Source organism: Variovorax durovernensis (assembly GCF_977011995.1).
Genome location: NZ_CDRNCW010000001.1, coordinates 992,207 through 1,014,106, shown reverse-complemented (window position 1 = coordinate 1,014,106; position 21,900 = coordinate 992,207). Strand labels below are relative to the sequence as shown.

The window sequence follows — 21,900 nt, the reverse complement described above, 5'->3', positions numbered from 1 at the left end:
AACGGGGTTAAGCCGTTGCCGCGGCCATTCGCAACAATTCGTCGCCTTCGGCCACCTGCTCGCCGGGAGTGAACATCAGCTCCTCCACGGTGCCGTCGGCCGGCGCCGCGATGGTGTGCTCCATCTTCATGGCTTCCATCACTGCGAGCGGCTGGCCGCGGCTGACCTTGTCGCCGGCCTTGACGGCGAACGACACCACCTTGCCGGGCATCGGCGCGGTGAGCCGACCGCCTTCGGCCTGGGCGTCGCCGGCGTGCGCGAGGCGGTCGATGGTGGTGATCCTGGTCGCGCCCTTCGATGCGAAGACGTGGGCCGTGGCGCCGTCGAGATGCACGTCGAGCGTCTGGCGCATGCCGGCGAACTCGACCTCGAATTCGCCCGACGGGAACTGGCCGATGACCAGCGGACCCTCGGTGCCGCCGGCTTCCAGCCACAGGCCGCCGTCGCGCTTGTAGGTGAGCACGGTGGTCTGCTCCGCGCCACGGAACTCGAAGTCGAAATGACGCCGGTACTCGCCAAGCGAGCGCCAGCCGTCGCGGCGAGCGAAGGGGTCGGGCATCTTGCCGGGCCATTCGGTGACCAGCGTGCGCGTGATGGCGGCGGCCGCGGCCAGCGGCAGGCCCAGCGCCTCACGGTCGAACAGCACCGCGCGCTCGCGCTCGATCAGCGCAGTGTCGAGGTTGGCCCTGGAGAACGATTCGGTCGCCAGGATGCCGCGCAGGAACTGCACGTTGGTCTGCACGCCCACGATCTGCACCTGCGCCAGCGCGGCGTCGAGCCGGGCCAGCGCCTCTTCGCGCGTGGCGCCGTGCACGATGAGCTTGGCGATCATCGAGTCGTAGAAGGGCGAGATCTCGCCGCCCTCGCGCACGCCGTCGTCGATGCGCACGCGGCTGCGCTGGAAGGCCGTTGCCTGAGGCTTGCGGTACACGCGCAGGGTGCCGGTGGCGGGCAGGAAGTTGTTGTCGGGATTCTCGGCGCAGATGCGCGCCTCGATGGCGTGGCCGTGGATCTTCAGGTCGGCCTGCTTGGCGGGCAGCACTTCACCCGAGGCCACGCGCAGTTGCCATTCGACGAGATCGAGCCCGGTGATGGCTTCGGTCACAGGGTGTTCGACCTGCAGGCGCGTGTTCATCTCCATGAAGAAGAAGTTCATCTCGACGGAATCGGCCCCCACGCTCGGCACTGCCGTGTCCTCGCTGCCCCCCGAGGGGGCGCTCGCTTGCTTGGGGCGGCCCGGCGCGGCGCGAGTTTCGCGCTGCTCGACGATGAACTCGACGGTTCCGGCGCCCACGTAGTTCACGGCACGCGCCGCAGCCACGGCGGCATCGCCCATCTGCTTGCGCATCGCCTCGGTCATGCCGGGCGCGGGCGCTTCTTCCAGCACCTTCTGGTGGCGGCGCTGCACCGAGCAGTCGCGCTCGAACAGGTAGACGTAGTTGCCGTGCGTGTCGCCGAACACCTGGATCTCGATGTGGCGCGGGCGCTGCACGTATTTCTCGATCAGCACCGCGTCGTCGCCGAAGCTGTTGATGGCTTCGCGCTGGCAGGAGGCGAGCGCGGCGGCGAAGTCTTCCGCCTTGTCGACCGCGCGCATGCCCTTGCCGCCGCCGCCCGCGCTGGCCTTGATGAGCACCGGGTAGCCGATGCGGTCGGCCTCGCGCTGCAGCAGTTGCGGGTTCTGGTCGTGGCCGTGATAGCCGGGAACCAGCGGCACGCCGGCTTTTTCCATCAGTTGCTTCGACTCGGCCTTCAGCCCCATCGCCTTGATGGCCGAGGGCGGCGGGCCGATGAAGACCAGGCCTGCGTCGGCACAGGCTTGCGCGAACTCTTCGTTCTCGCTGAGGAAGCCGTAGCCCGGGTGCACCGCCTCGGCGCCCGTGGCCTTGGCGGCTTCGAGGATCTTTTCCCAGCGCAGGTAGCTGTCTTTCGGGGCGCTGCCGCCGAGGTGCACAGACTCGTCGCAGGCGCGCACGTGGTTGGCATGCGCGTCGGCGTCCGAGTACACGGCAACCGTGCGAATGGCCATGCGGCGCGCGGTTGCCGCGACGCGGCAGGCGATCTCGCCACGGTTCGCAATGAGGATCTTCTTAAACATTCGGAGTGTCTCCCGGAGGATTCTTTTTCAGTTGAAACGCGGGCACCACGCCCGGATCGGGTCGGCCGCTGAAGATGCGGGCCACGCGGGCGAACAGCGCCTTGAGGAAACGCCAGCTCTTGCGGATGAGCCACACGCTCAGCACAAGCACCAGCACGAACAGCACGAGAAAGACGAAAGGGTGCGCCACCGCGAGCCACAGGCCCGCGGGCACCATGGAATCTTCGACCAGCGATGCGCCCACGTTCGAGAACGGCTCGGGCGAGGTGTTGATGGCCGCGCGCGTGGTGGCCTTGGCCGCATGCGCCGTGGCCGCGAAGCCGCCGCCCAGCAGCGCCGCGACGATGGCCATCACGCCGTGGTCGGCGCCGAACACGCTGGCCGCGAGCGCGGCGCCAGCCGGGATGCGGATGGCGGTGTGCACCACGTCCCACAGCGAATCGAGGCCGGGGATCTTGTCGGCGAAGAATTCGATGAACACCATGAAGCCGCTGACCGCAATCACCACCGGATGCGCCAGTAACTGCAGCCCGCTGGGCAGCGGCACCCAGCCGAAGTAGCCGACGACGCCCGTCAGCAGAACGACCAGGTAGAGCCGCACGCCGCTGGCCCAGCCGATGGCGGCGGCCAGTGCGATGAGCTGGGGCATGTCGAGGCTGGTGTTCATGGCGGCGGCCCTGTCTCAGTCGAATTCGATGGTGCCGGCTTCCATGGAAGCCACGAGGTCCGCGAGCCATGCCTCGACCGACGCATGTTCGACGGGACGGTCTTCGTCGGCTTTCCAGAAGGCGATGAGCTGCCCCGGCTGCCCGCCGCCTTCGGCATCGATGTCGACGCACAGGTAGCTGCCGCCGCCGTTCGACAGAAAAGGCACCCAGCCGCGCCGCCAGGTGGCGGCGTCTTCGAAGTCGGTGCCGATCATGTCGTCGAGCATCTCCTTGGTGTCGGCGATGTCCTCGAGCGCGCTGAACATGCGGTTGTCCTGCAGGCTGTCGAAGCTGCTGTTCGGCTGGCCGTTGCGCCAGCGGTAGAGCGCGCGAAAAGCCTCCGGCAGCTTCAGCGAGAACTTCGCTTCGAATGCGTCGAGCGCGGCGTCGCTCACGCCGGGCTGCAGCACCGCGTGGTAGTCCGCGCGATGGGCGGCCAGCCACGCATCCATGCGTTCGATGAGTGCGTCGTGCGTCATGGTGCTCAGGCCTTGTTCGTTTCCAGCCACGAGGGCTTGCGCTTCTGCAGGAAGGCCTGCACGCCCTCGCGGCCCTCGTCGCTCGCGCGGATGTCGGCGATGCCCTCGACCGTCTTCGCGATCAGCGCGTCGTCGATCTCGCGACCGGCAACGTCGGCAATCAGCTGCTTGCAGGCGCGCACTGCGGCGGGGCTTGCACCGGTCAGGGCCTTCAGCAGTTCGTCGACTTTCGCATCGAGCGCATCGGCTGCGACCACTTCATGCACGAAGCCGATGCGGTGCGCCTCGGCGGCAGTGAAGCGCTCGGCCGTGAGGAAGTAGCGCTGCGAAGCGCGGGCGCCCATCGCGCGCAGCACGTAGGGGCTGATGGTCGCGGGCACCAGGCCGATCTTCACTTCGCTCAGGCAATACCACGCGGTGTCCACGCTCACGGCCATGTCGCATGCGGCGACCAGCCCCATGCCGCCCGCATACACATCGCCCTGCACGCGCGCGATGGTGGGCTTGGGGCACTCGGCAATCGTGCGAAGCATGGCGGCCAGCTTGCCCGCGTCGGCGATGTTCTCGTCGCGCGTGTAGTCGGCCATGCGGCGCATCCAGTTGAGATTCGCGCCCGCGCAGAAGGCCGGGCCGTTGGCGCCGAGCACGATGGCCTTGACCTGCGGCGCGGCGCCGGCTTCGGTGAAGGCCTGCGTCAACTCGGCGATGACGACGTCGTCGAAGGCGTTGCGCGCGTCGGGCTGGTCGAGCCAGATGCGGGCGATGGTGCCCTCGAAGCTCAGCTGCAGCTTGGTGTATTCGCTCATGCGGGCCTCCTCACATCCGGAAGATGCCGAACTTCGGTTCGGGCACCGGCGCATTGCGCGCGGCCGCCAGGCCCAGCGCCAGCACGCGGCGGGTGTCGGCCGGATCGATGATGCCGTCGTCCCACAGCCGCGCGGTGGCGTAGTAGGGGTGGCCCTGGTCTTCATACTGCTGGCGGATGGGCGCCTTGAAGGCTTCTTCCTCTTCCTTGCTCCAGCTGCCGCCCTTGAGCTCGATGCCGTCGCGCTTCACCGTGGCCAGCACGCTGGCGGCCTGCTCGCCGCCCATCACGCTGATGCGCGCGTTGGGCCACATCCAGAGAAAGCGCGGGCTGTATGCGCGGCCGCACATGCCGTAGTTGCCGGCGCCGAAGCTGCCGCCGATGATGATGGTGAACTTGGGCACGTTGGCGGTGGCCACGGCCGTCACCATCTTGGCGCCATGGCGCGCGATGCCTTCGTTCTCGTACTTGCGGCCCACCATGAAGCCGGTGATGTTCTGCAGGAACACCAGCGGGATCTTGCGATGGCAGCACAGCTCGATGAAGTGCGCGCCCTTCTGCGCCGACTCGGAAAACAGAATGCCGTTGTTCGCGATGATGCCTACCGGCATGCCCTCGATCTCGGCAAAGCCGCAGACCAGCGTGGCACCGAAGCGGGCCTTGAACTCGTGGAACTCGCTGCCGTCGACGATGCGCGCGATGATCTCCCGCACGTCGAAGGGCTTGCGCGTGTCGGTGGGGATCACGCCGTACAGCTCCTCGCGCGGGAACTCGGGCGCGCGCACCGCTGAAGCCGTTGTCGCCGGCTCGGACGCGGCCTTCGCATTGAGATTGGCCACCGCCGTGCGCGCGAGCGCCAGCGCATGCAGGTCGTTCTGCGCGAGGTGGTCGACCACGCCCGACAGGCGCGTGTGCACGTCGCCGCCGCCCAGGTCTTCGGCCGTGACCACTTCGCCCGTGGCTGCCTTCACGAGCGGCGGGCCGCCCAGGAAGATGGTGCCCTGGTTCTTCACGATGATCGACTCGTCGCTCATGGCCGGCACATACGCGCCGCCGGCCGTGCACGAGCCCATGACGACCGCGATCTGCGGAATGCCCTGCGCACTCATGTTGGCCTGGTTGTAGAAGATGCGGCCGAAGTGGTCGCGGTCGGGAAACACCTCGTCCTGGTTCGGCAGGTTGGCGCCGCCCGAGTCCACCAGGTAGATGCAGGGCAGGCGGTTCTGCTCGGCAATTTCTTGCGCGCGCAGGTGCTTCTTCACCGTCATCGGGTAGTAGGTGCCGCCCTTCACGGTCGCGTCGTTGCAGACGATCATGCAATCGACGCCATTCACCCGGCCGATGCCCGCGATGATGCCCGCGCCCGGTGCCGACTCGGCCCCCTTGGCGTCGAGGTACATCGCATGCGCGGCCAGCGGCGCGATTTCGAGGAAGGGCGTGCCCGGGTCGAGCAGCTCCGCCACGCGGTCGCGCGGCAGCAGCTTGCCGCGCGCGGTGTGCTTGGCGCGCGCGGCCTCGCCGCCGCCCTGCTCCACTTTGGCGAACTGCTGGCGCAGGTCATCGACCAGCGCGCGCATTGCGGCTGCATTGGCCTGGAAGTCGGCCGAGCGGGCGTTCAGTTTGGTTTCGAGTTTGCTCATGCGGTTTTTTCTTGGCTGAGGCCGAGTTGCTCTGTCATGGCTTCGCGGATCTTGAATTTCTGGATCTTGCCGGTGACGGTCATCGGGAATTCGGTGACGAACTGGATGTACCTGGGCACCTTGTAGTGCGCGATCTGGCCCTTGCAGAAATCGCGGATATCGTCGTCGGTGGCGCTCTGGCCGGGCTTGACGATGATCCACGCGCACAGCTCTTCGCCGTACTTCCTGTCGGGCAGGCCGACCACCTGCACGTCCTGCACCTTGGGGTGGCGGTAGAGGAACTCCTCGATCTCGCGCGGGTAGATGTTCTCGCCGCCGCGGATCACCAGGTCCTTGATGCGCCCGACGATGTTGACGTAGCCCTCGGCGTCCATGGTGGCGAGGTCGCCGGTGTGCATCCAGTGTTCGGGGTCGATGGCTTCGCGCGTCTTGGGCTCGTCGTCCCAATAGCCGTGCATCACCGAATAGCCGCGCGTGCACAGCTCGCCCGACTGTCCGGGCGGCATGATCGCGCCGGTCTCGGGGTCGACGATCTTCACCTCGAGGTGCGGCTGCACGGTGCCCACGGTGGACACGCGGCGGTCCAGCGGCGTGTCGGTGCTGCTCTGGCAGCTCACAGGGCTGGTCTCGGTCATGCCGTAGGCGATGGTGATCTCGCTCAGGTGCATCTGGCTGACCACGCGCTTCATCACCTCGATGGGGCATGGCGAGCCGGCCATGATGCCGGTGCGCAGCGTGGAAAGGTCGAACTCCTTGAAGCGCGGATGGTCGAGTTCGGCAATGAACATGGTCGGCACGCCATGCAGGCCGGTGCACTTCTCGGCCTGCACCGTCTCGAGCACGGTGAGCGGATCGAACCCGTCGTTCGGGTACACGATGGCCGAGCCGTGCGTGAGGCAGGCCAGGTTGCCCAGCACCATGCCGAAGCAGTGGTACAGCGGCACCGGAATGCACAGCTTGTCGATAGGCGAGAGCTTCATGCATTCGCCGATGAAGAAACCGTTGTTCAGGATGTTGCGGTGCGTGAGCGTCGCGCCCTTGGGAAAGCCCGTGGTGCCGCTGGTGAACTGGATGTTGATCGGGTCGGTGGCCTTCAGCGTCTTCTGGATCTGCGCGATGCGCGGATCGGCCGCATCGCCGCTGGCGAGCAGCTGGCTGAAGCGCCGCATGCCGGGCTGTTCGTCGCCCTGGCCGGGCTTGTCGATCCAGAAGATGTGCTGCAGCAGCGGCAGGCGCGCGGGGCCCAGCTCGCGCAGCATGCCCAGGTAGTCGCTGGTCTTGAACTGCGCCATCGTCACCAGCGCCTTGCAGCCGACCTTGTTGAGTGCGTACTCGAGTTCGGATGTGCGGTAGGCGGGGTTGATGTTGACGAGGATCAGGCCGACCTTGGCGGTGGCGATCTGCATCAGCACCCACGGCACGTTGTTGTGCGACCAGATGCCGACGCGGTCGCCGGTGTTCAGCCCAAGGCCGAGCAGCGCGCTGGCGAGCCTGTTGGATTCGGCCTGCAGTTCGCGGTAGGTGAAGCGCTGGCCCTCGTGGCGGCTGATGAGCGCTTCGCGGTCGGGCTGCCTGGCGACCATGTCGTCGAAGAAGTCGCCGATGGGTTGTTCGATGAGGGGGACGTCGGTGGCGCCCTTGCCGTAGCTCTCGGCCAGTGCTGCAGTCATGTTCATTTCCTTGTCTCCTTGTCTGCCCCCTTCCCCCTCTGGGGGAGGGAGAAAAACATCCTAGGCCGTTTCAGCGAACAGCTCGCGACCGATCAGCATGCGCCGGATCTCGCTCGTGCCCGCGCCGATCTCGTACAGCTTCGCATCGCGCCACAGCCGCTCCACCGGGAACTCCTTCGTGTAGCCCACGCCGCCCAGCGCCTGGATCGCCTCGCCGGCCATCCAGGTCGCCTTCTCGGCCGAGTACAGGATGGCGCCGGCCGCGTCCTTGCGGAAGGTGCGCGCATGGTCGTTGCGGTCGCAGGCCTTGCCCACTGCGTACACATAGGCACGCGTGGCCTGCCAGGTCGAATACATGTCCGCCAGCTTGCCCTGCATCAGCTGGAACTCGCCGATGCTCTGGCCGAACTGCTTGCGGTCGTGAATGAAGGGCAGCACCGCGTCCATGCAGGCGGCCATGATGCCCAGCGGGCCGCCCGAGAGCACCGCGCGCTCGTAGTCGAGGCCGCTCATCAGCACCTTGGCACCCATGCCTTCACCGCCCAGCACGTTTTCTTCGGGCACTTCGCAGTTGTCAAAGAACAGCGGGAAGGTGTTGGAGCCGCGCATGCCGAGCTTGTCGAGCTTGTTGCCGGCGGAAAAGCCCTTGAAGCCCTTCTCGACGATGAAGGCCGTCATGCCGCGCGCGCCCATCTCGGGTTCGGTCTTGGCGTAGATGACCAGCGTGTCGGCGTCGCCGCCGTTGGTGATCCACATCTTGCCGCCGTTGAGCACGTAATAGCCGTTCTTCTTCTCGGCCTTGAGCTTCATGCTCACCACGTCGGAGCCGGCGTTGGGCTCGCTCATGGCCAGCGCGCCCACGTGCTCGCCGCTCACCAGCTTGGGCAGGTATTTCTTCTTCTGCGCGTCGCTGCCGTTGCGGTGGATCTGGTTCACGCACAGGTTGGAGTGGGCGCCGTAAGACAGGCCCACCGAAGCCGAGGCGCGCGAGACTTCTTCCATGGCCACGATATGCGCCAGGTAGCCCAGCTCGGTGCCGCCGAATTCTTCCTTCACCGTCATGCCGTGCAGGCCGAGGTCGCCGAGCTTCTTCCAGAGGTCGTGCGGGAACAGGTTGTCGCGGTCGATGTCGGCGGCGCGGGGGGCGATCTCGTTCGCGGCGAAGTCCTGGATCGCGCTGCGCAGCGAGTCGATGGTCTCGCCCAGGTCGAAGTTCAGGCCGGGATCGTGCATGTTTCTTGTCTCCTCTGAAAGGGTCGGCGCGCAGTGCTACCCGCGCTGGATGGCGCTTGAAAGATCGCAGCTTACGCCTGGGCACGCCTCAATTGGCGCCACAATGGTTGCAAATTGCGCCACGACCGACCCGCAAAGCCATGTCGTCCCCGTCCTTCCTCAGACCCGCCCGCGCCGTCACGCCGATGGCCTTCGTGAGAGCCATCGTGCAGGGCTACGAGCGCTACGGCATGGACCCGGCCGAGGCCCTGAAGGCGGCACAGATCACGCCGCGCGAACTGGCCCGGCCGGGCGCGCGGGTGACGGCCGCGCAGTTCGAGGCGCTGTCGGAACACGCCATGCAGGAGCTGGACGACGAGGCGCTGGGCTGGTTCTCGCGGCGCCTGCCCTGGGGCAGCTACGGCATGCTGTGCCGCGCCTCGCTCACCTCGCCCGACCTGGGCGTGGCCATCAAGCGCTGGTGCCGCCACCACCGCCTGCTGACCGAGGACATCGGCCTGGCGCTCGAGGTGGCAGGCGGCGTGGCCACCCTGCGCATCACCGAGAACCGCCCGCTGGACGAGGCCTTCCGCGAGTTCTGCCTGGTCACCAGCCTGCGCTTCATGCACGGCTACATGTGCTGGGCGATCGACTCGCGCATTTCGCTGCGCAGCGCGAGCTTTCCGTTCACGGCACCGCCGCACAGCGACGCCTATGCGCCGATGTTCACGCCGGAGGTGCGCTTCGACGCGCCGCAGGCAAGCATCAGCTTCGACGAGCGCTACCTCGCCCTGCCGCTGCAGCGCGACGAGCGCGCGTTGCGCACCATGCTCAAGCGTGCGCTGCCGCTGACCATCCTGCAGTACCGGCGCGACCGCCTGCTGGGGCAGCGCGTGCGCGAGCTGCTGCGATCGCGCGCCAGCGAGGCGACCACGGCCGAGGCGCTGGCGGGGCTGCTGAACGTGTCGGGCCGCACGCTGCACCGGCAACTGCACGAGGAAGGCACGTCATTGCAGGCGCTGAAGAACGAAGTGCGCCATGAGCTGGCGGTGGAACTGCTGCGGCGCACCACCCGGCCGATCAAGCAGGTGGCGCTGGCGGTGGGGTTCCGCAACGAGAAGAGCTTTTCGCGCGCGTTCCTGCAGTGGACAGGGCATGCGCCACGGGACTTTCGGCAACTGGGGTTGTAGCGGGGAGTCTGGGCGCCGTTGTTGCTTCGGGGCGTGTGCACAGGCCATCGGGTCACGCCGCTGGTGCTCGGCAGACTCAAGACACTCTGTCCAACGCTCACGACGATGGGGTGCCTTGCGCAGCGAAATAAAGGAGGAGGGGCGTAGCCCCGGGGGACATTCGCGGAGCAAGGTACCCCGTCGGCGTGAGCGTCGCCCCTAACAGAGTAGTCAGGCAGGCGAGTCGATCAAGGCCAGCGCGTCGGCAATGGACTGGCTGTCTTCGGGACGCACCAGCTTCGCTATTTCCTTGCCGTCGCGCATGAACACCAGCGTGGGCCACAGCCGCACGTTGAACGAACGGCCCAGCGGCCGGCCGCTACCGTCCTCGACCTTGATGCGGCGAACGTCCGGATACTTGGCGAAGGCCTCGGCGATGTTCGGCTGCGCGGCCTTGCAGATGCCGCACCAGTTGGTGCCGAACTCGACCACGGCGGGGCCGGTGAGCGCGTCGATCTCGGTGCGGTCGGGTTGCTCGGTTTTGTATTCGGAAGTCATGTGGTGATGTTCCTGTGCTGAAGGGCTATCGGTGCCCTTCATTGCACCAGAAACTCAGACCGCCTGCAGGTCGTAACCCGAAAGCAGCGCGGGCAATTCGGCCATGTCGCTGAACACGCGCACCACGCCCACGCTCAGCAGCGGCCCCGGCCCGCTGTGGCCCGATTCGCCGGTGCTGTAGCCGAACACGGTCGCGCCCGCGGCCACGCCGGCCATCGCGCCGGTGACGGTGTCCTCGACGATGGCGCAGCGGCGCGGATCGACGCCCAGCGCCTCGGCTGCGGCCAGGTACACGTCGGGATGCGGCTTGGAACGGGGCATTTCATGGCCGCTGAAGATGCGGCCCTGGAAGCAGTCGAGCAGGCCGACCTTGGCCAGCTGCAGCTCGACCTTGTGGCGGTCCGCACCCGAGGCGCAGGCGATGCGGCCCTTGAGCCGCGCATGGATCGCGCGGATGGCGGCCGGCGCGTTCGGGATGGCGACGAGGTCGCGCTCCAGCGCTTCGTTGCGGCGCGCACGGAAGCTGCGCAGCCATTCGTCGGTGATCTTCACGCCGGTCTTGGACTCGATGAGCGCGGCCTCGTCCTTCACCGCCTTGCCGGTGAAGGTGTTCATCGATTCCTCGGTGCTGATGTGCCAACCGAGCTCGCCGAGCATCTCGGCGAGCACGCGGTTGGTGATGGGTTCGGAATCGACGAGAACGCCGTCGCAGTCGAACAGGACCGCGGAAAAGGGAAAAGGGGTCATGCCTCCATGGTAGCAACGACCCCGCGACAAGCTCAGGACACGGCCTTGATCGGAATGTAGATCTCGCCGCCGCCGGCCATGAATTCCTTCGACTTCTCTTCCATGCCCTCGGTCATGGCCTCGGCTTCGGCCACGCCCTTCTTCGCGGCGTACTCGCGCACTTCCTGCGTGATCTTCATCGAGCAGAACTTCGGGCCGCACATGGAGCAGAAGTGCGCCACCTTGCTCGAGTCTTTCGGCAGCGTCTCGTCGTGGAATTCGCGCGCGGTGTCGGGGTCGAGGCCCAGGTTGAACTGGTCCTGCCAGCGGAACTCGAAGCGCGCCTTGCTCAGCGCGTCGTCGCGCGAGCGCGCGCCCGGGTGCCCCTTGGCCACGTCGGCCGCATGCGCGGCGATCTTGTACGCAATGATCCCCTGCTTCACGTCGTCGCGGTCGGGCAGGCCCAGGTGTTCCTTGGGCGTCACGTAGCAGAGCATCGCGGTGCCGGCCCAGCCGATCATGGCCGCGCCGATGGCGCTGGCAATGTGGTCGTAGCCCGGCGCGATGTCGATGGTCAGCGGCCCCAGCGTGTAGAACGGCGCCTCGTGGCAGTGCTTGAGCTGCTCGTCCATGTTCGACTGGATCATGTGCATCGGCACGTGGCCCGGGCCTTCGATCATGGTCTGCACGTCGTGCTTCCAGGCGATCTGCGTGAGCTCGCCCAGCGTGCGCAGCTCGGCGAACTGCGCTTCGTCGTTGGCGTCGGCGCCCGAGCCGGGGCGCAGGCCGTCGCCGAGCGAGAAGCTCACGTCGTAGGCCTTCATGATGTCGCAGATGTCCTCGAAGTGCGTGTAGAGGAAGCTCTCCTTGTGGTGCGCGATGCACCACTTGGCCATGATCGAGCCGCCGCGCGACACGATGCCTGTCATGCGGTCGGCCGTGAGGTGGATGAACGGCAGGCGCAGCCCGGCGTGGATGGTGAAGTAGTCGACGCCCTGCTCCGCCTGCTCGATGAGCGTGTCGCGGTAGATCTCCCAGGTGAGGTCTTCGGCCACGCCGCCCACCTTCTCCAGCGCCTGGTAGATCGGCACGGTGCCGATGGGCACCGGCGAGTTGCGCACGATCCAGTCGCGCGTGGTGTGGATGTTCTTGCCGGTCGACAGGTCCATCACGTTGTCGGCGCCCCAGCGGATGGCCCACACCAGCTTTTCGACTTCTTCCTCGATGCTGGAGGTAACGGCAGAGTTGCCGATGTTGGCGTTGATCTTCACCTTGAAGTTGCGGCCGATGGCCATCGGCTCGACTTCGGGGTGGTTGATGTTGGCCGGAATGATGGCGCGGCCGCGCGCCACCTCGTCGCGCACGAATTCGGGCGTGATGATGCGCGGAATGCTCGCGCCCATCGGGTTGCCCGCCACGCGCTTCGCACGCTCCTCGTTGGCGAGGTACTCGGCCATCCACTCGCGCTTGCCGTTCTCGCGCAGGGCCACGTATTCCATCTCGGGGGTGACGATGCCGCGGCGCGCGTAGTGCATCTGCGTGACGTTGGCGCCCGACTTCGCGCGGCGCGGCTGGCGCTGCAGCGCCGAGGCACCGGCGCGCAGTTCGGCCAGGCGCTGCGCGTCGCGGTCTTCGTTCTTGGCGCCGTCGTCCAGCGCATGGTGCGAGCGGCCTTCGTAACTTTCCGTGTCATTGCGCTCGATGACCCAGGCGCCGCGCACGTCGGGCAGGCCGCGGCGCACGTCGATCTCGACCTTCGAATCGGTGTAGGGGCCGGAGGTGTCGTAGAGGGAGACGGTCTCGCCGTTGGTCAGCAGCACGTCGCGCACCGGCACCTGCAGGTCGGGCCGGCTGCCCGGAATCACGCACTTGTGGGACGCGGGAAAAGGCTCGCGCGTGAGCGAAAGCAGCGAGGTGAACTTGTCGGGGGCATTCATCGGAGGCACTCCTTGTTGAGGGAAAGGGTGCTCCGCAATCGCTCGGTGGACTTCGGGAAGCCCGTCACGGAAGGGGGAGTGACGGACCGGAGTCAGGGAGTGCAGCTCTTCTTACGCCGGTATGACCCGGATCAAGTTCGCGGGTCGGCAGCTTTGCCATCTCAGCACGCCACATGCGTGCACCCCGGAGCGGGGCCGATTGTGCGAGCCGCCGACCGGCGCGTCAAGCCAGGGGCTGCTGCAGATCGCCGTCGAGGTAGAACCAGCGCGTGCCCTCGCGCACGAAACGGCTGCGCTCGTGCAGCCGGGTGGCGGCGCCGGTGGCCGCGCTGCGCTGGCGGGCGACGAACTCGACCTCGGCGTGGTCGGCGTCCAGCACCGAGCGCGAACGGATGTCCAGCCCCAGCCACTTGACGCCGGGCTCGAACTCGATGGAGGCCGGCCGCTTGGCGGCGTCCCAGGTGGCGAGCAGGTATTCGGCGCGCTCGAGCACGAAGGCCGAGTAGCGCGAACGCATCAGCGATTCGGCGTCTGGCGCCGGCGTGTTCTCGAAATCGTCGAGATAGCGGCCACAGCACAGGGCGTAGCCGATGGGCTTGTCGCGGCGGTCGGTACGGCCGCAGGGACAAGGTCCGGTGGTGGGATCGATGGCACTCATGAAGACCGCTATTGGAACACCTTGCGGGCCATGTGCCGATGGGACAAGCCCCGGGGTACCGCGCCGAGGGCATTCACCCTTGGCGCGGCGCTTGCTAAACGCTAGCGTCACAGCGATCCCACCGGAAGAACGGCGATGTACCTCACAGGCACTGAACAGCAGGCGTTGCGCGGCGTATTCACGCTGCTGGCGGAAGACGCCGCCGGCAACGAGCGCGATATTCGCGAGCGCCTGGGCCGGGCGCTGCTCGACCTGCTGCGCGCGGACCAGTTCGCCTCGTTCGTGTGGGATGCGGGCAGCCGCAGCTTCGGCGCGCGCGTGGCGATCAACATGGAGCCCGGCAACCTCGACCGCTATGCGCAGTGGCACCAGCACCACGACCCGATCACCTTCGTGCTGCAGTCGCGCCGCCGCGCCACGCGCGTGACCGAGGTGATGCCGCAGCGCGCACTGATGCGCACCCCGTTCTTCAACGACTTTCTCTCGCGCGACGGCCTGCACTGGGGCATGAACCTGCATGCGTTCGATGGCGACCGCGCGCTGGGCGACCTGCGGATCTGGCGGCGCAGGGAACGCGGCGATTTCGGCGACCACGAGAAGGCGCTGCTCGACCTGATCGAACCGGCGTTCGCCGGGGCGCTGCAGCGGGCACAGCGCGCGGCTGCGGCCATCGCCTTGCCCCCGCCACGGCAAGCGCACGACGCTGCATGGTCCCTGCTGAGCGCACGCGAGCAGCAGGTGGCGCGCTGCGTGCGCGAAGGCCTCACCGACAAGGAGATCGCGCGGCGCATGGAGGTGGGCGTGCCCACCGTGCGCACCTACCTGCGGCGCATCTTCGACAAGCTGGGCATCGAGCGCCGCGCGGCGCTGGCCGGCTGGAGCGTGCCGCCGGCCGGGCGCTGACCACGCACGCCGGCTTGCTTGCTTATTTGGGCGCGGGCAGCCGGCCGAGCACCTGTTCCACGGCGAGCCCCACGGCCAGCAGCTTGCGGTCGCTGCCGGCCGGGCCGTCGAGTTCCAGCCCCACGGGCAGGCCCGTCGTCGCGCCGAGGCCCGATGGCAGCTGCACGCCCGGGATTCCGGCGTTGCTGCCGGGGTCGGTGTTCTGGATCAGCGCGCCGAAGTTCTCCGGGCTGCTGGCTTCGGGCGCGGCGGCCAGCGCCACGCGCGGCACGGTCGGGAACACCAGCGCGTCGAGCCTGTTCTTGGCGAAGGTGTCGCGGTAGAGCTTCTGCAGTGCAGGCCGCGCGACGCGCATTGCGTTGTCGTAGACCGGCTTCGCATCGACCGTGCCGGTGGGCGCGGGCAGCTTGCGCGGGATCACGAAGGCGTCGAAGGTGCCCTTGACGTCAGGGCTGGCGATGCCGGCCGCGAGCTGCGCGATGTCGATACCGGTGCGGTACTTCGCGAGGTAGGCCGCCATGTCGTCGTGCGCCTCGTAGAGTGCGAGCGGAAAGCCGATCGCGCCGTTGAGCTCCATCAGCTTCGGCATCTCCACATCCACCAGCGTGACACCGGCAGCCCGCAGCCTGGCGAGCGCGGCGTCGGTGGCGGCGCGCGTGTCGGCGTCGAGGTTGGCGTAGAAGGCCTGCACCACGCCGAGCCGCACGCGCTTCAGGTCGGCGGGCCTGAGCGGCTTGCCGCCGGCGATCACGCCGTCGAGCAGCGCCACGTCGGCCATCGATTGCGCCATCGGCCCGGCCGTGTCGCGCGTGTGCGAGATGGGCGCGATGCCCTGCTGCGGATAGCGGCCCATGCTCGGGCGCAACGACGCGCAGCCGTTGAACGCGCACGGAATGCGCACCGAGCCGCCGGTGTCGGTGCCGAGCGCGGCCGGCACCATGCGCGCGCCGAGTGCCGCGCCATTGCCCGACGAAGATCCGCCCGCGATACGGCTTGCGTCGTAGGCATTGCGCACGCCCACCTCGGGCCCGCTCTGGAACGCGGGGTTGTAGCCGGTGACGCCGAAGGCCAGCTCGTGCATGTTGGTCTTGCCGAGCACCACGGCGCCGGCGGCGCGCAGCCTGGCCACCACGGGTGCATCGGCGCCGGGCACGAAGCCCTTGAGCGCAGGCGTGCCGGCTGTCGCTGGCAGGCCCTGCACCTGGATGTTGTCCTTGATGGCCACGGGCAGCCCCGCGAGCGGCTTGCAGCTCCCCCCGCGCTTGCGCAGTGCATCGGCGGCGCGCGCCTGCTTCAGTGCGCCGGCTTCGTCGAGCGCGATGAAGGCATTGAGGTTCGCCCTGGCCTTGGCCTGGGCGATGTAGGCCGTGACCAGCTGCTCGCTGGTGACGGTACCGGCGCACAGCTGCTTCGCGGCTTCGGTCGCGGTCAGCGTGGCGATGTCAGGCACGGCGGCGGTCTGCGCCTGCGCCGGCAGGCTGGGGGCGCCAAGGCACAGCAGGGCCAGGGCGGTGGAGGGAACGGATTTTGAAATGGACATGGCGAAGGCCTCCGACAAGAGAGGCCGCCATGCTGCGCTTGCGGCGCGCGGTTGTCTGTCGTCGAAACCGATGACAGGCGGCCGCCGGGTGATTGGCCCGCTGGCGTCCGCCGCGCCGGTTCACGCCAGCGCGCGTTGAATCAAGAGCTTCTGGATGTCCGACGTGCCTTCGTAGATCTGGCACACGCGTACGTCGCGGTAGATGCGCTCCAGCGGAAAGTCGTTCACGTAGCCGTAGCCCCCCAGCGTCTGGATGGCGGCGCTGCACACGCGCTCGGCCATCTCGCTGGAGAACAGCTTGGCCATGGCGGCCTCCTTCAGGCAGGGCCGGCCGGCGTCGCGCAAGGCGGCGGCATGCCAGATCAGCTGGCGCGCGGCTTCGAGCTGCGTTGCGCATTCGGCGAGGCGAAAGCCCACGGCCTGCTGGTCGAAGATCGAACCGCCGAAGGCCTGGCGTTCCTTGGCATAGGCCAGCGCCACGTCGAAGGCGCTGCGCGCCATGCCCACGCTCTGCGCTGCAATGCCGATGCGGCCGCCTTCCAGCGCGCCGAGGGCGATCTTGTAGCCCTCGCCTTCGGCGCCGATGAGGTTTTCCACCGGGATGCGGCAGCCGTCGAAGTTGATCTGTGCGGTGTCGCTGCTGTGCTGGCCCAGCTTGTCTTCCAAGCGTGCGACGTTGTAGCCCGGCGCGTCGGTCGGCACGAGGAACGCGCTCATGCCGCGCTTGCCCGCGCCCTTGTCGGTCACGGCAATGACGACGGCCACATGGCCGTTCTTGCCGCTGGTGATGAACTGCTTGACGCCGTCGATCACGTAGGCGTCGCCGTCCTTGCGCGCCGTGGTGCGCAGGCTCGACGCATCGCTACCGGCCTGCGGCTCGGTGAGGCAGAAGGCGCCGAGCATGTGTCCCTGCGCCAGCGGCTCGAGCCACTGTTTCTTCTGCTGCGCGTTGCCGTAGCGCATGAGGATGGCGTTGACGGGGCAGTTGGTCACGCTGATGGCGGTGCTGGTGCCGCCGTCGCCGGCCGCGATTTCTTCCAGCACCAGCGCCAGCGTGAGGTAGTCGAGGCCGGCACCGCCATGCTCCTCGGGCACGCAGATGCCGTAGGCGCCCAGCGCCGCGAGGCCCTGGTGCGCTTCCTTCGGAAAGCTGTGCTCGCGGTCCCACTTGGGGGCGTTGGGCCACAGCTCGGCTTGCGAGAAATCGCGCACAGCGTCGCGAATGGCTTCCTGGTCTGCTGTCAACAACATGGCAGTTCCTTCTATGTGAAGAGGCGGTCGCCGCCGGGCCGCCCCAAGGCGGACCGCGCCTCCCCCTCGGGGGGTGGAGTTACACGAGCAAGGCGAGTGAAAAGCCGGGGGGCAGCATTCACTTGCCTGCGCCCAGGTCCATGATCAGGCGGGCAGCCATGTACAGGCGGCGCGGAATGGCGCTGATGTCCACGTACTCGGCCTTGTCGCTGTGGTAGCCGAAGCCCGGCAGGCCCAGGCTTTCGATCACGGGCTTGCCGGAGAGCGCTGCATAGGCCGCGTCGGTGCCGCCGCCGGTGCGCTCTTCCACGCCCAGCGTGCCGCCGGCTTCCTTGTAGTACGCCACGGCCTTGTCGACCAGCTTCTTGCCGCCTTCACCGGCATTGAAGGCCGGGCGGCCGCGCGTGACGATCACCTTGACGTCGGCCTCGGGCAGCTTCTTCTGCTGAGCGCGCTCTTCCAGCGTCTTCATGGCGGCGTCGAAGTCTTCGTTGCGTGCATAGCGCACGTCGGCATTCAGCGTGGCGGTGGCCGGGATGATGTTCGACACGTTGCCGGCCTTGGCGATGGTCCAGTTGAAGCGCAGGTTCTTCGACTTGTCGTCGATGTTCATCGTGCGCAGCACCAGGTCGGAGGCCTCGACCAGCGCGTTCACGCCCAGCTCGGGCGCGGCGCCCGCATGCGATGCCTTGCCGGTGATGTTGACCTGCACATAGGCGATGCCCGAGGTGCCGAGCGACAGCTTCTCGTCGCCGGCGCTGGTGGGCTCGAAGGAAAGCACGTAGTCGGCCAGCTTGGCTTCTTCCTGGATCAGGTCGCGCGAGCCGAAGGAGCCTTTTTCCTCGTCGGTGTTGAACAGCACGGTGATGGTGCCGTAGTCGCGCACGCCGTATTCCTTGAGCAGCTTGAGCGTGTGCAGGATGACCGCGTTGCCGCCCTTGTCGTCGGCGATGCCGGGGCCGTAGGCCTTGTCGCCCTCGACGCGGAACGGAGCCTTCGCGAGGATGCCCTTCAGGTACACCGTGTCCATGTGCGACATCAGCAGCAGGTTCTTGCCGCCGCGGCCCTTGATCTTGCCCACGATGTTGTCGCCCACCACGATGCCGGCCGACTTGCTGCGCGTGACGGTGAAGCCCAGGTTCTTGAGTTCGCCCTCGAGGTAGTTGCCGGCGGCGGCGATGCCTTCGGCATCACCGGTGCCGGTCTCGATGTTGACGAGCTTCTCCAGCGTCTTGATCACCGCGGGCTGCTCGTCGGTAGCGGCCTGGAACAGCACGTTGTCGCGCTTCTGGGCCCAGCTGGCGGCGGGTGCCAGGAAAGCGGCGGCCAGCAAGGCGGCAATGGCGGTACGGTGGATGGATGGGCGCATGAAATCTCCTGCTCTACGCATTTATTCGAATGTCTGGATGAAAAAAAAGCTGGGAGCGCCCGTGCTCGGACGCCCTCAGCGCTGCTCTTATAGCAATTCGAGTGCCACGGCGGTGCCCTCGCCGCCGCCGATGCACAGCGTGGCCACGCCGCGCTTCTTGCCGCGCGCCTTCAGCGCGTGAATGAGCGTGACCATGATGCGCGCGCCGCTGGCGCCGATCGGGTGGCCCAGCGCGCAGGCGCCGCCGTGCACGTTGACGATCTCGTGCGACACGTCCAGCTCGTGCATCAGCGCCATCGGCACCACGGCGAAGGCTTCGTTCACTTCCCACAGGTCGACGTCCTTCACGGCCCAGCCCGTCTTCTTGAACAGCTTGGCGACGGCGCCCACAGGCGCGGTGGAGAACCACTCGGGCTGCTGCGCGTGCGTGGCATGGCCGACGATGCGGGCGATGGGCTTGGCGCCGATCTTCTTCGCATGCGACTCGGTCATCATCACCAGCGCGGCGGCGCCGTCGTTGATCGACGAGCTCGAAGCGGCGGTGATGGTGCCGTTCTCTTTCTTGAACGCGGGCTTGAGCGTGGGGATCTTGTCGAGCTTGACCTTGCCCGGGCCTTCGTCGACGGAGATCACCGTGTCGCCGCCACGGCCCTTGACCGTGACGGGCACGATCTCGTCCTTGAAGAGGCCGGTCTCGGTGGCCTTCTTGGCGCGCTCGACGCTGGCGATGGCAAAGGCGTCCTGTTGCTCGCGCGTGAACTTGTACTTGGCGGCGCAGTCTTCGCCGAAGGTGCCCATGGAGCGGCCCGGCTGGTAGGCGTCTTCCAGGCCGTCGAGCATCATGTGGTCGAAGATGCGGTCGTGGCCCATGCGGTAGCCGCCACGGCCCTTGAGCATGAGGTAGGGCGCGTTGGTCATGCTTTCCATGCCACCCGCGACGATCACGTCGTGCGTGCCGGCCAGCAGCAGGTCGTGCGACAGCATCGCGGCCTTCATGGCCGAGCCGCACATCTTGCTGAGCGTGACCGCGCCCGCGCTGTCGGGCAGGCCACCCTTGTAGGCCGCCTGGCGCGCCGGGGCCTGGCCCTGGCCGGCCATCAGGCAGTTGCCGAACAGCACTTCGCCCACGCTGTCTGGCGCGATGCCCGCGCGCTCGACGGCGGCCTTGATGGCGGCGCCGCCCAGGTCGTGCGCGGAGAGCGACGAGAAGTCGCCCTGGAAGCTGCCCATGGGGGTGCGGGCAAGGCCGACGATGACGATGGATTCGGACATGTGGAGGTCTCCTTCAGGAATGATGTGAAAGCGGAAATCGAAAACAGCCAGTCGGGTCAGAAGTGCGTTGCGTGCCCTTCGTGCTGGAAGCGCTGCGACTCTTCGTAGGGGAACACATCGAGCATCTGCCCGGCCTGGATGCGTTCCTTGTGGTGCTGCCAGAAGGCGGCGTCGAGCAGGTCGGCGTGGTGGGCCATGAAGGCCTCGCGCACGTCCTTGTTGCCCAGCAGGAAGGGCTCGAAGGTCTCGGGGAACACGTCCTTCGGGCCGACCGAATACCAGACTTCGCCGCTCATTTCTTCTTCCTCGTTTCGCGGCGCGGGCACCTTGCGGAACTTGCAGTCGGTGACGTATTCGATCTCGTCGTAGTCGTAGAACACCACCTTGCCGCCGCGCGTGACGCCGAAGTTCTTCCACAGCATGTCGCCGGGAAAGATGTTGGCCGCCACCATGTCCTTGATGGCGTTGCCGTACTCCACGACCGCATGCTCGAGCTGGTCTTTCGCACGCCTGGCATGTGCCGGGCTCTCGGGGTGGGCCAGCGTGTCGAAGGCTTCCTGCAGGTAGATGTTCAGCGGGATCATGCGCCGCTCGATGTAGACGTGCTTGAGCACCAGCTCCATTTCCCCGTTGCCGTCGCGGTCGCCGATCTCGAGCTGGCTGGGCGCGAACTTGCGGATCTCCTCGATCAGCCCGGGCTCGAAACGGTCGAGCGGAAAACCCACGTCGCTGTACTCCAGCGTGTCGGCCATGCGGCCCACGCGGTCGTGTTGCTTCACGAGCATGTACTTGCCCTTGATCTGCTCGCGCGTGGTGTCCTTCTGCGGCGGATAGAAGTCCTTGATGACCTTGAACACGAACGGGAACGACGGCAGGTCGAACACCAGCATGACCATGCCCTTGATGCCGGGTGCGATGCGGAAGCGGTCGCTGGAGTAGTTCAGGTGCGAGAGGAAGTCTCGGTAGAACAGCGTCTTGCCCTGCTTGGCGAGGCCGAGCGCGTTGTAGATCTCGGCGCGCGGCTTGCGCGGCATGAGCGAGCGCAGAAACTGCACCCAGGCCGAGGGCACTTCCATGTCGACCATGAAGTACGCGCGCGCAAAGCTGAAGAGCATCTGCAGGTCGTCTTCGCCGAACAGCGCGGCGTCGATATAGAACCTGCCGTGGCTGTCGTGCAGTATGGGCAGCGAGAACGGGATCTCGGTGAAGCCGTTCATGATCTTGCCGACCACGTAGGCGCCCTTGTTGCGGAAGAACAGGCCCGACAGCACCTGCAGCTGGAAGTTGGCGCGCAGCTTGACCTGGTGGAAGCGGTTCAGGATGACGTGCGCCACGCGCTCCGCGTCGCGCCGCTTGTTGGCAAAGTTGCCGAGCAGAGAAAAGTCGTCGAGCATCTGCTCGACCGTATCAGCCAGCGTGTCGGGCTCTGGGTAGTACGGGCGGTAGGTGGGCGCGCCGCGCGGCTCGATGTACTCGGTGCTGATGGCCGGGCGCACGAAGATGAAGTCGTTCTGGAAGTACGCGCGGTGCAGGATCTTGGTGGTCACCGAATTGAAGAAGCTCTCGGCCAGCTCGGGCTGGTGGTGGTCCACCAGCAGCCCGATGTAGTGCAGCTTGACCTGGTGCCACACGTCCATGGGCTGCTCGCCGGCCTTGAACTCTTTCTCTAGCCGGGCCACGGCCTCGCTCACGCGCAGGTCGTAGAACTCGATGCGCTCGCGCTGCGCCCGCTGCTGGCCGTGCCAGTCGGCGGTTTCGAAGCGGTGCTTGGCGCGCGCCGACTCCGCCCGGAACAACCGGTAGTGCCGGTTGAAGCCGTCCATCATCGCCTTGGCAATGTCATAAGCCAGCGGCGAATCGAGACGCTGCGGGAACATGGCGGAACGGACGGAATGGAGGACGACGG

Annotated in this window: 18 protein-coding genes and 1 riboswitch; of the genes, 2 read left to right on the top strand and 16 right to left on the bottom strand. The window is 67.2% G+C overall.

Features of this window, described 5'->3' with window-relative positions:
- Positions 1 to 7: 7 nt before the first annotated feature.
- From ACWV14_RS04690 to ACWV14_RS04660, 7 genes are read right to left on the bottom strand one after another with little or no spacing between them, the layout of a single operon-like run.
- Positions 8 to 2,098: an acetyl/propionyl/methylcrotonyl-CoA carboxylase subunit alpha gene (locus ACWV14_RS04690; RefSeq protein WP_454906363.1), complete on the bottom strand. Its 2,091-nt coding sequence runs from the start codon at positions 2,096 to 2,098 to the stop codon at positions 8 to 10.
- Positions 2,091 to 2,765: a DUF4126 domain-containing protein gene (locus ACWV14_RS04685; RefSeq protein ID WP_454906365.1), complete on the bottom strand. Its 675-nt coding sequence runs from the start codon at positions 2,763 to 2,765 to the stop codon at positions 2,091 to 2,093. The genes ACWV14_RS04690 and ACWV14_RS04685 overlap by 8 nt, the downstream gene beginning before the upstream one ends.
- A 15-nt stretch (positions 2,766 to 2,780) precedes the next feature.
- A complete protein-coding gene (locus ACWV14_RS04680; RefSeq protein WP_454906367.1) occupies positions 2,781 to 3,284 on the bottom strand; it encodes an SMI1/KNR4 family protein in 504 nt (167 codons plus the stop codon).
- A gap of 5 nt (positions 3,285 to 3,289) precedes the next feature.
- Positions 3,290 to 4,090: an enoyl-CoA hydratase/isomerase family protein gene (locus ACWV14_RS04675; protein ID WP_454906369.1), complete on the bottom strand. Its 801-nt coding sequence runs from the start codon at positions 4,088 to 4,090 to the stop codon at positions 3,290 to 3,292.
- A gap of 10 nt (positions 4,091 to 4,100) precedes the next feature.
- Positions 4,101 to 5,729 (bottom strand): carboxyl transferase domain-containing protein, encoded by a 1,629-nt coding sequence (locus ACWV14_RS04670; protein ID WP_454906371.1) that lies wholly within the window; start codon positions 5,727 to 5,729, stop codon positions 4,101 to 4,103.
- Entirely contained in the window at positions 5,726 to 7,405 is a 1,680-nt protein-coding gene (locus tag ACWV14_RS04665; RefSeq protein ID WP_454906373.1) for an AMP-binding protein, read from the bottom strand. Before ACWV14_RS04665 ends, ACWV14_RS04670 begins: the two co-directional genes overlap by 4 nt.
- 54 nt (positions 7,406 to 7,459) lie before the next feature.
- A complete protein-coding gene (locus ACWV14_RS04660; protein ID WP_081269645.1) occupies positions 7,460 to 8,632 on the bottom strand; it encodes an isovaleryl-CoA dehydrogenase in 1,173 nt (390 codons plus the stop codon).
- Positions 8,633 to 8,772: 140 nt separating this feature from the next.
- Between ACWV14_RS04660 and ACWV14_RS04655 the strand changes: the two genes are divergently transcribed.
- A complete protein-coding gene (locus tag ACWV14_RS04655) occupies positions 8,773 to 9,801 on the top strand; it encodes an AraC family transcriptional regulator (protein ID WP_454906374.1) in 1,029 nt (342 codons plus the stop codon).
- A gap of 210 nt (positions 9,802 to 10,011) precedes the next feature.
- Here the strand turns inward: ACWV14_RS04655 and ACWV14_RS04650 are convergent, their stop codons facing one another.
- The 4 genes from ACWV14_RS04650 to ACWV14_RS04635 all read right to left on the bottom strand — a co-directional run bounded on the left by ACWV14_RS04650 (position 10,012) and on the right by ACWV14_RS04635 (position 13,659).
- On the bottom strand, positions 10,012 to 10,338 hold the full coding sequence (locus tag ACWV14_RS04650; protein ID WP_454906376.1) for a thioredoxin family protein: 327 nt from the start codon (positions 10,336 to 10,338) through the stop codon (positions 10,012 to 10,014).
- A 54-nt stretch (positions 10,339 to 10,392) separates the two neighbouring features.
- Entirely contained in the window at positions 10,393 to 11,085 is a 693-nt protein-coding gene (locus tag ACWV14_RS04645; protein ID WP_454906378.1) for an HAD family hydrolase, read from the bottom strand.
- Positions 11,086 to 11,117: 32 nt separating this feature from the next.
- Positions 11,118 to 13,001, bottom strand: a complete 1,884-nt coding sequence (thiC, locus tag ACWV14_RS04640; RefSeq protein ID WP_454906380.1) for a phosphomethylpyrimidine synthase ThiC — start codon at positions 12,999 to 13,001, stop codon at positions 11,118 to 11,120.
- 91 nt (positions 13,002 to 13,092) lie between these two features.
- Positions 13,093 to 13,198, bottom strand: a riboswitch (TPP riboswitch).
- Positions 13,199 to 13,224: 26 nt separating this feature from the next.
- Complete coding sequence (locus ACWV14_RS04635; RefSeq protein ID WP_454906382.1) at positions 13,225 to 13,659, bottom strand: YchJ family protein; 435 nt, start codon at positions 13,657 to 13,659, stop codon at positions 13,225 to 13,227.
- Positions 13,660 to 13,794: 135 nt separating this feature from the next.
- On the opposite strand from ACWV14_RS04635, the gene ACWV14_RS04630 reads away from it, so the two are divergent.
- Entirely contained in the window at positions 13,795 to 14,562 is a 768-nt protein-coding gene (locus ACWV14_RS04630; RefSeq protein WP_454906384.1) for a response regulator transcription factor, read from the top strand.
- 22 nt (positions 14,563 to 14,584) lie between these two features.
- On the opposite strand, the gene iaaH is transcribed toward ACWV14_RS04630, so the two are convergent.
- The 5 genes from iaaH to aceK all read right to left on the bottom strand — a co-directional run bounded on the left by iaaH (position 14,585) and on the right by aceK (position 21,871).
- Positions 14,585 to 16,102: an indoleacetamide hydrolase gene (iaaH, locus tag ACWV14_RS04625; protein ID WP_454906386.1), complete on the bottom strand. Its 1,518-nt coding sequence runs from the start codon at positions 16,100 to 16,102 to the stop codon at positions 14,585 to 14,587.
- 120 nt (positions 16,103 to 16,222) lie between these two features.
- Positions 16,223 to 17,353 (bottom strand): acyl-CoA dehydrogenase family protein, encoded by a 1,131-nt coding sequence (locus tag ACWV14_RS04620; RefSeq protein WP_454906388.1) that lies wholly within the window; start codon positions 17,351 to 17,353, stop codon positions 16,223 to 16,225.
- A gap of 118 nt (positions 17,354 to 17,471) precedes the next feature.
- Positions 17,472 to 18,722: a glutamate carboxypeptidase gene (locus tag ACWV14_RS04615; protein ID WP_081269638.1), complete on the bottom strand. Its 1,251-nt coding sequence runs from the start codon at positions 18,720 to 18,722 to the stop codon at positions 17,472 to 17,474.
- 87 nt (positions 18,723 to 18,809) lie between these two features.
- Positions 18,810 to 19,994 carry an acetyl-CoA C-acyltransferase gene (locus ACWV14_RS04610; RefSeq protein ID WP_454906390.1) on the bottom strand — a complete coding sequence of 395 codons (1,185 nt, stop codon included), beginning with the start codon at positions 19,992 to 19,994 and terminating at the stop codon, positions 18,810 to 18,812.
- Between the two features lie 56 nt (positions 19,995 to 20,050).
- Complete coding sequence (gene aceK / locus ACWV14_RS04605) at positions 20,051 to 21,871, bottom strand: bifunctional isocitrate dehydrogenase kinase/phosphatase (RefSeq protein WP_454906392.1); 1,821 nt, start codon at positions 21,869 to 21,871, stop codon at positions 20,051 to 20,053.
- Positions 21,872 to 21,900: the final 29 nt, after the last annotated feature.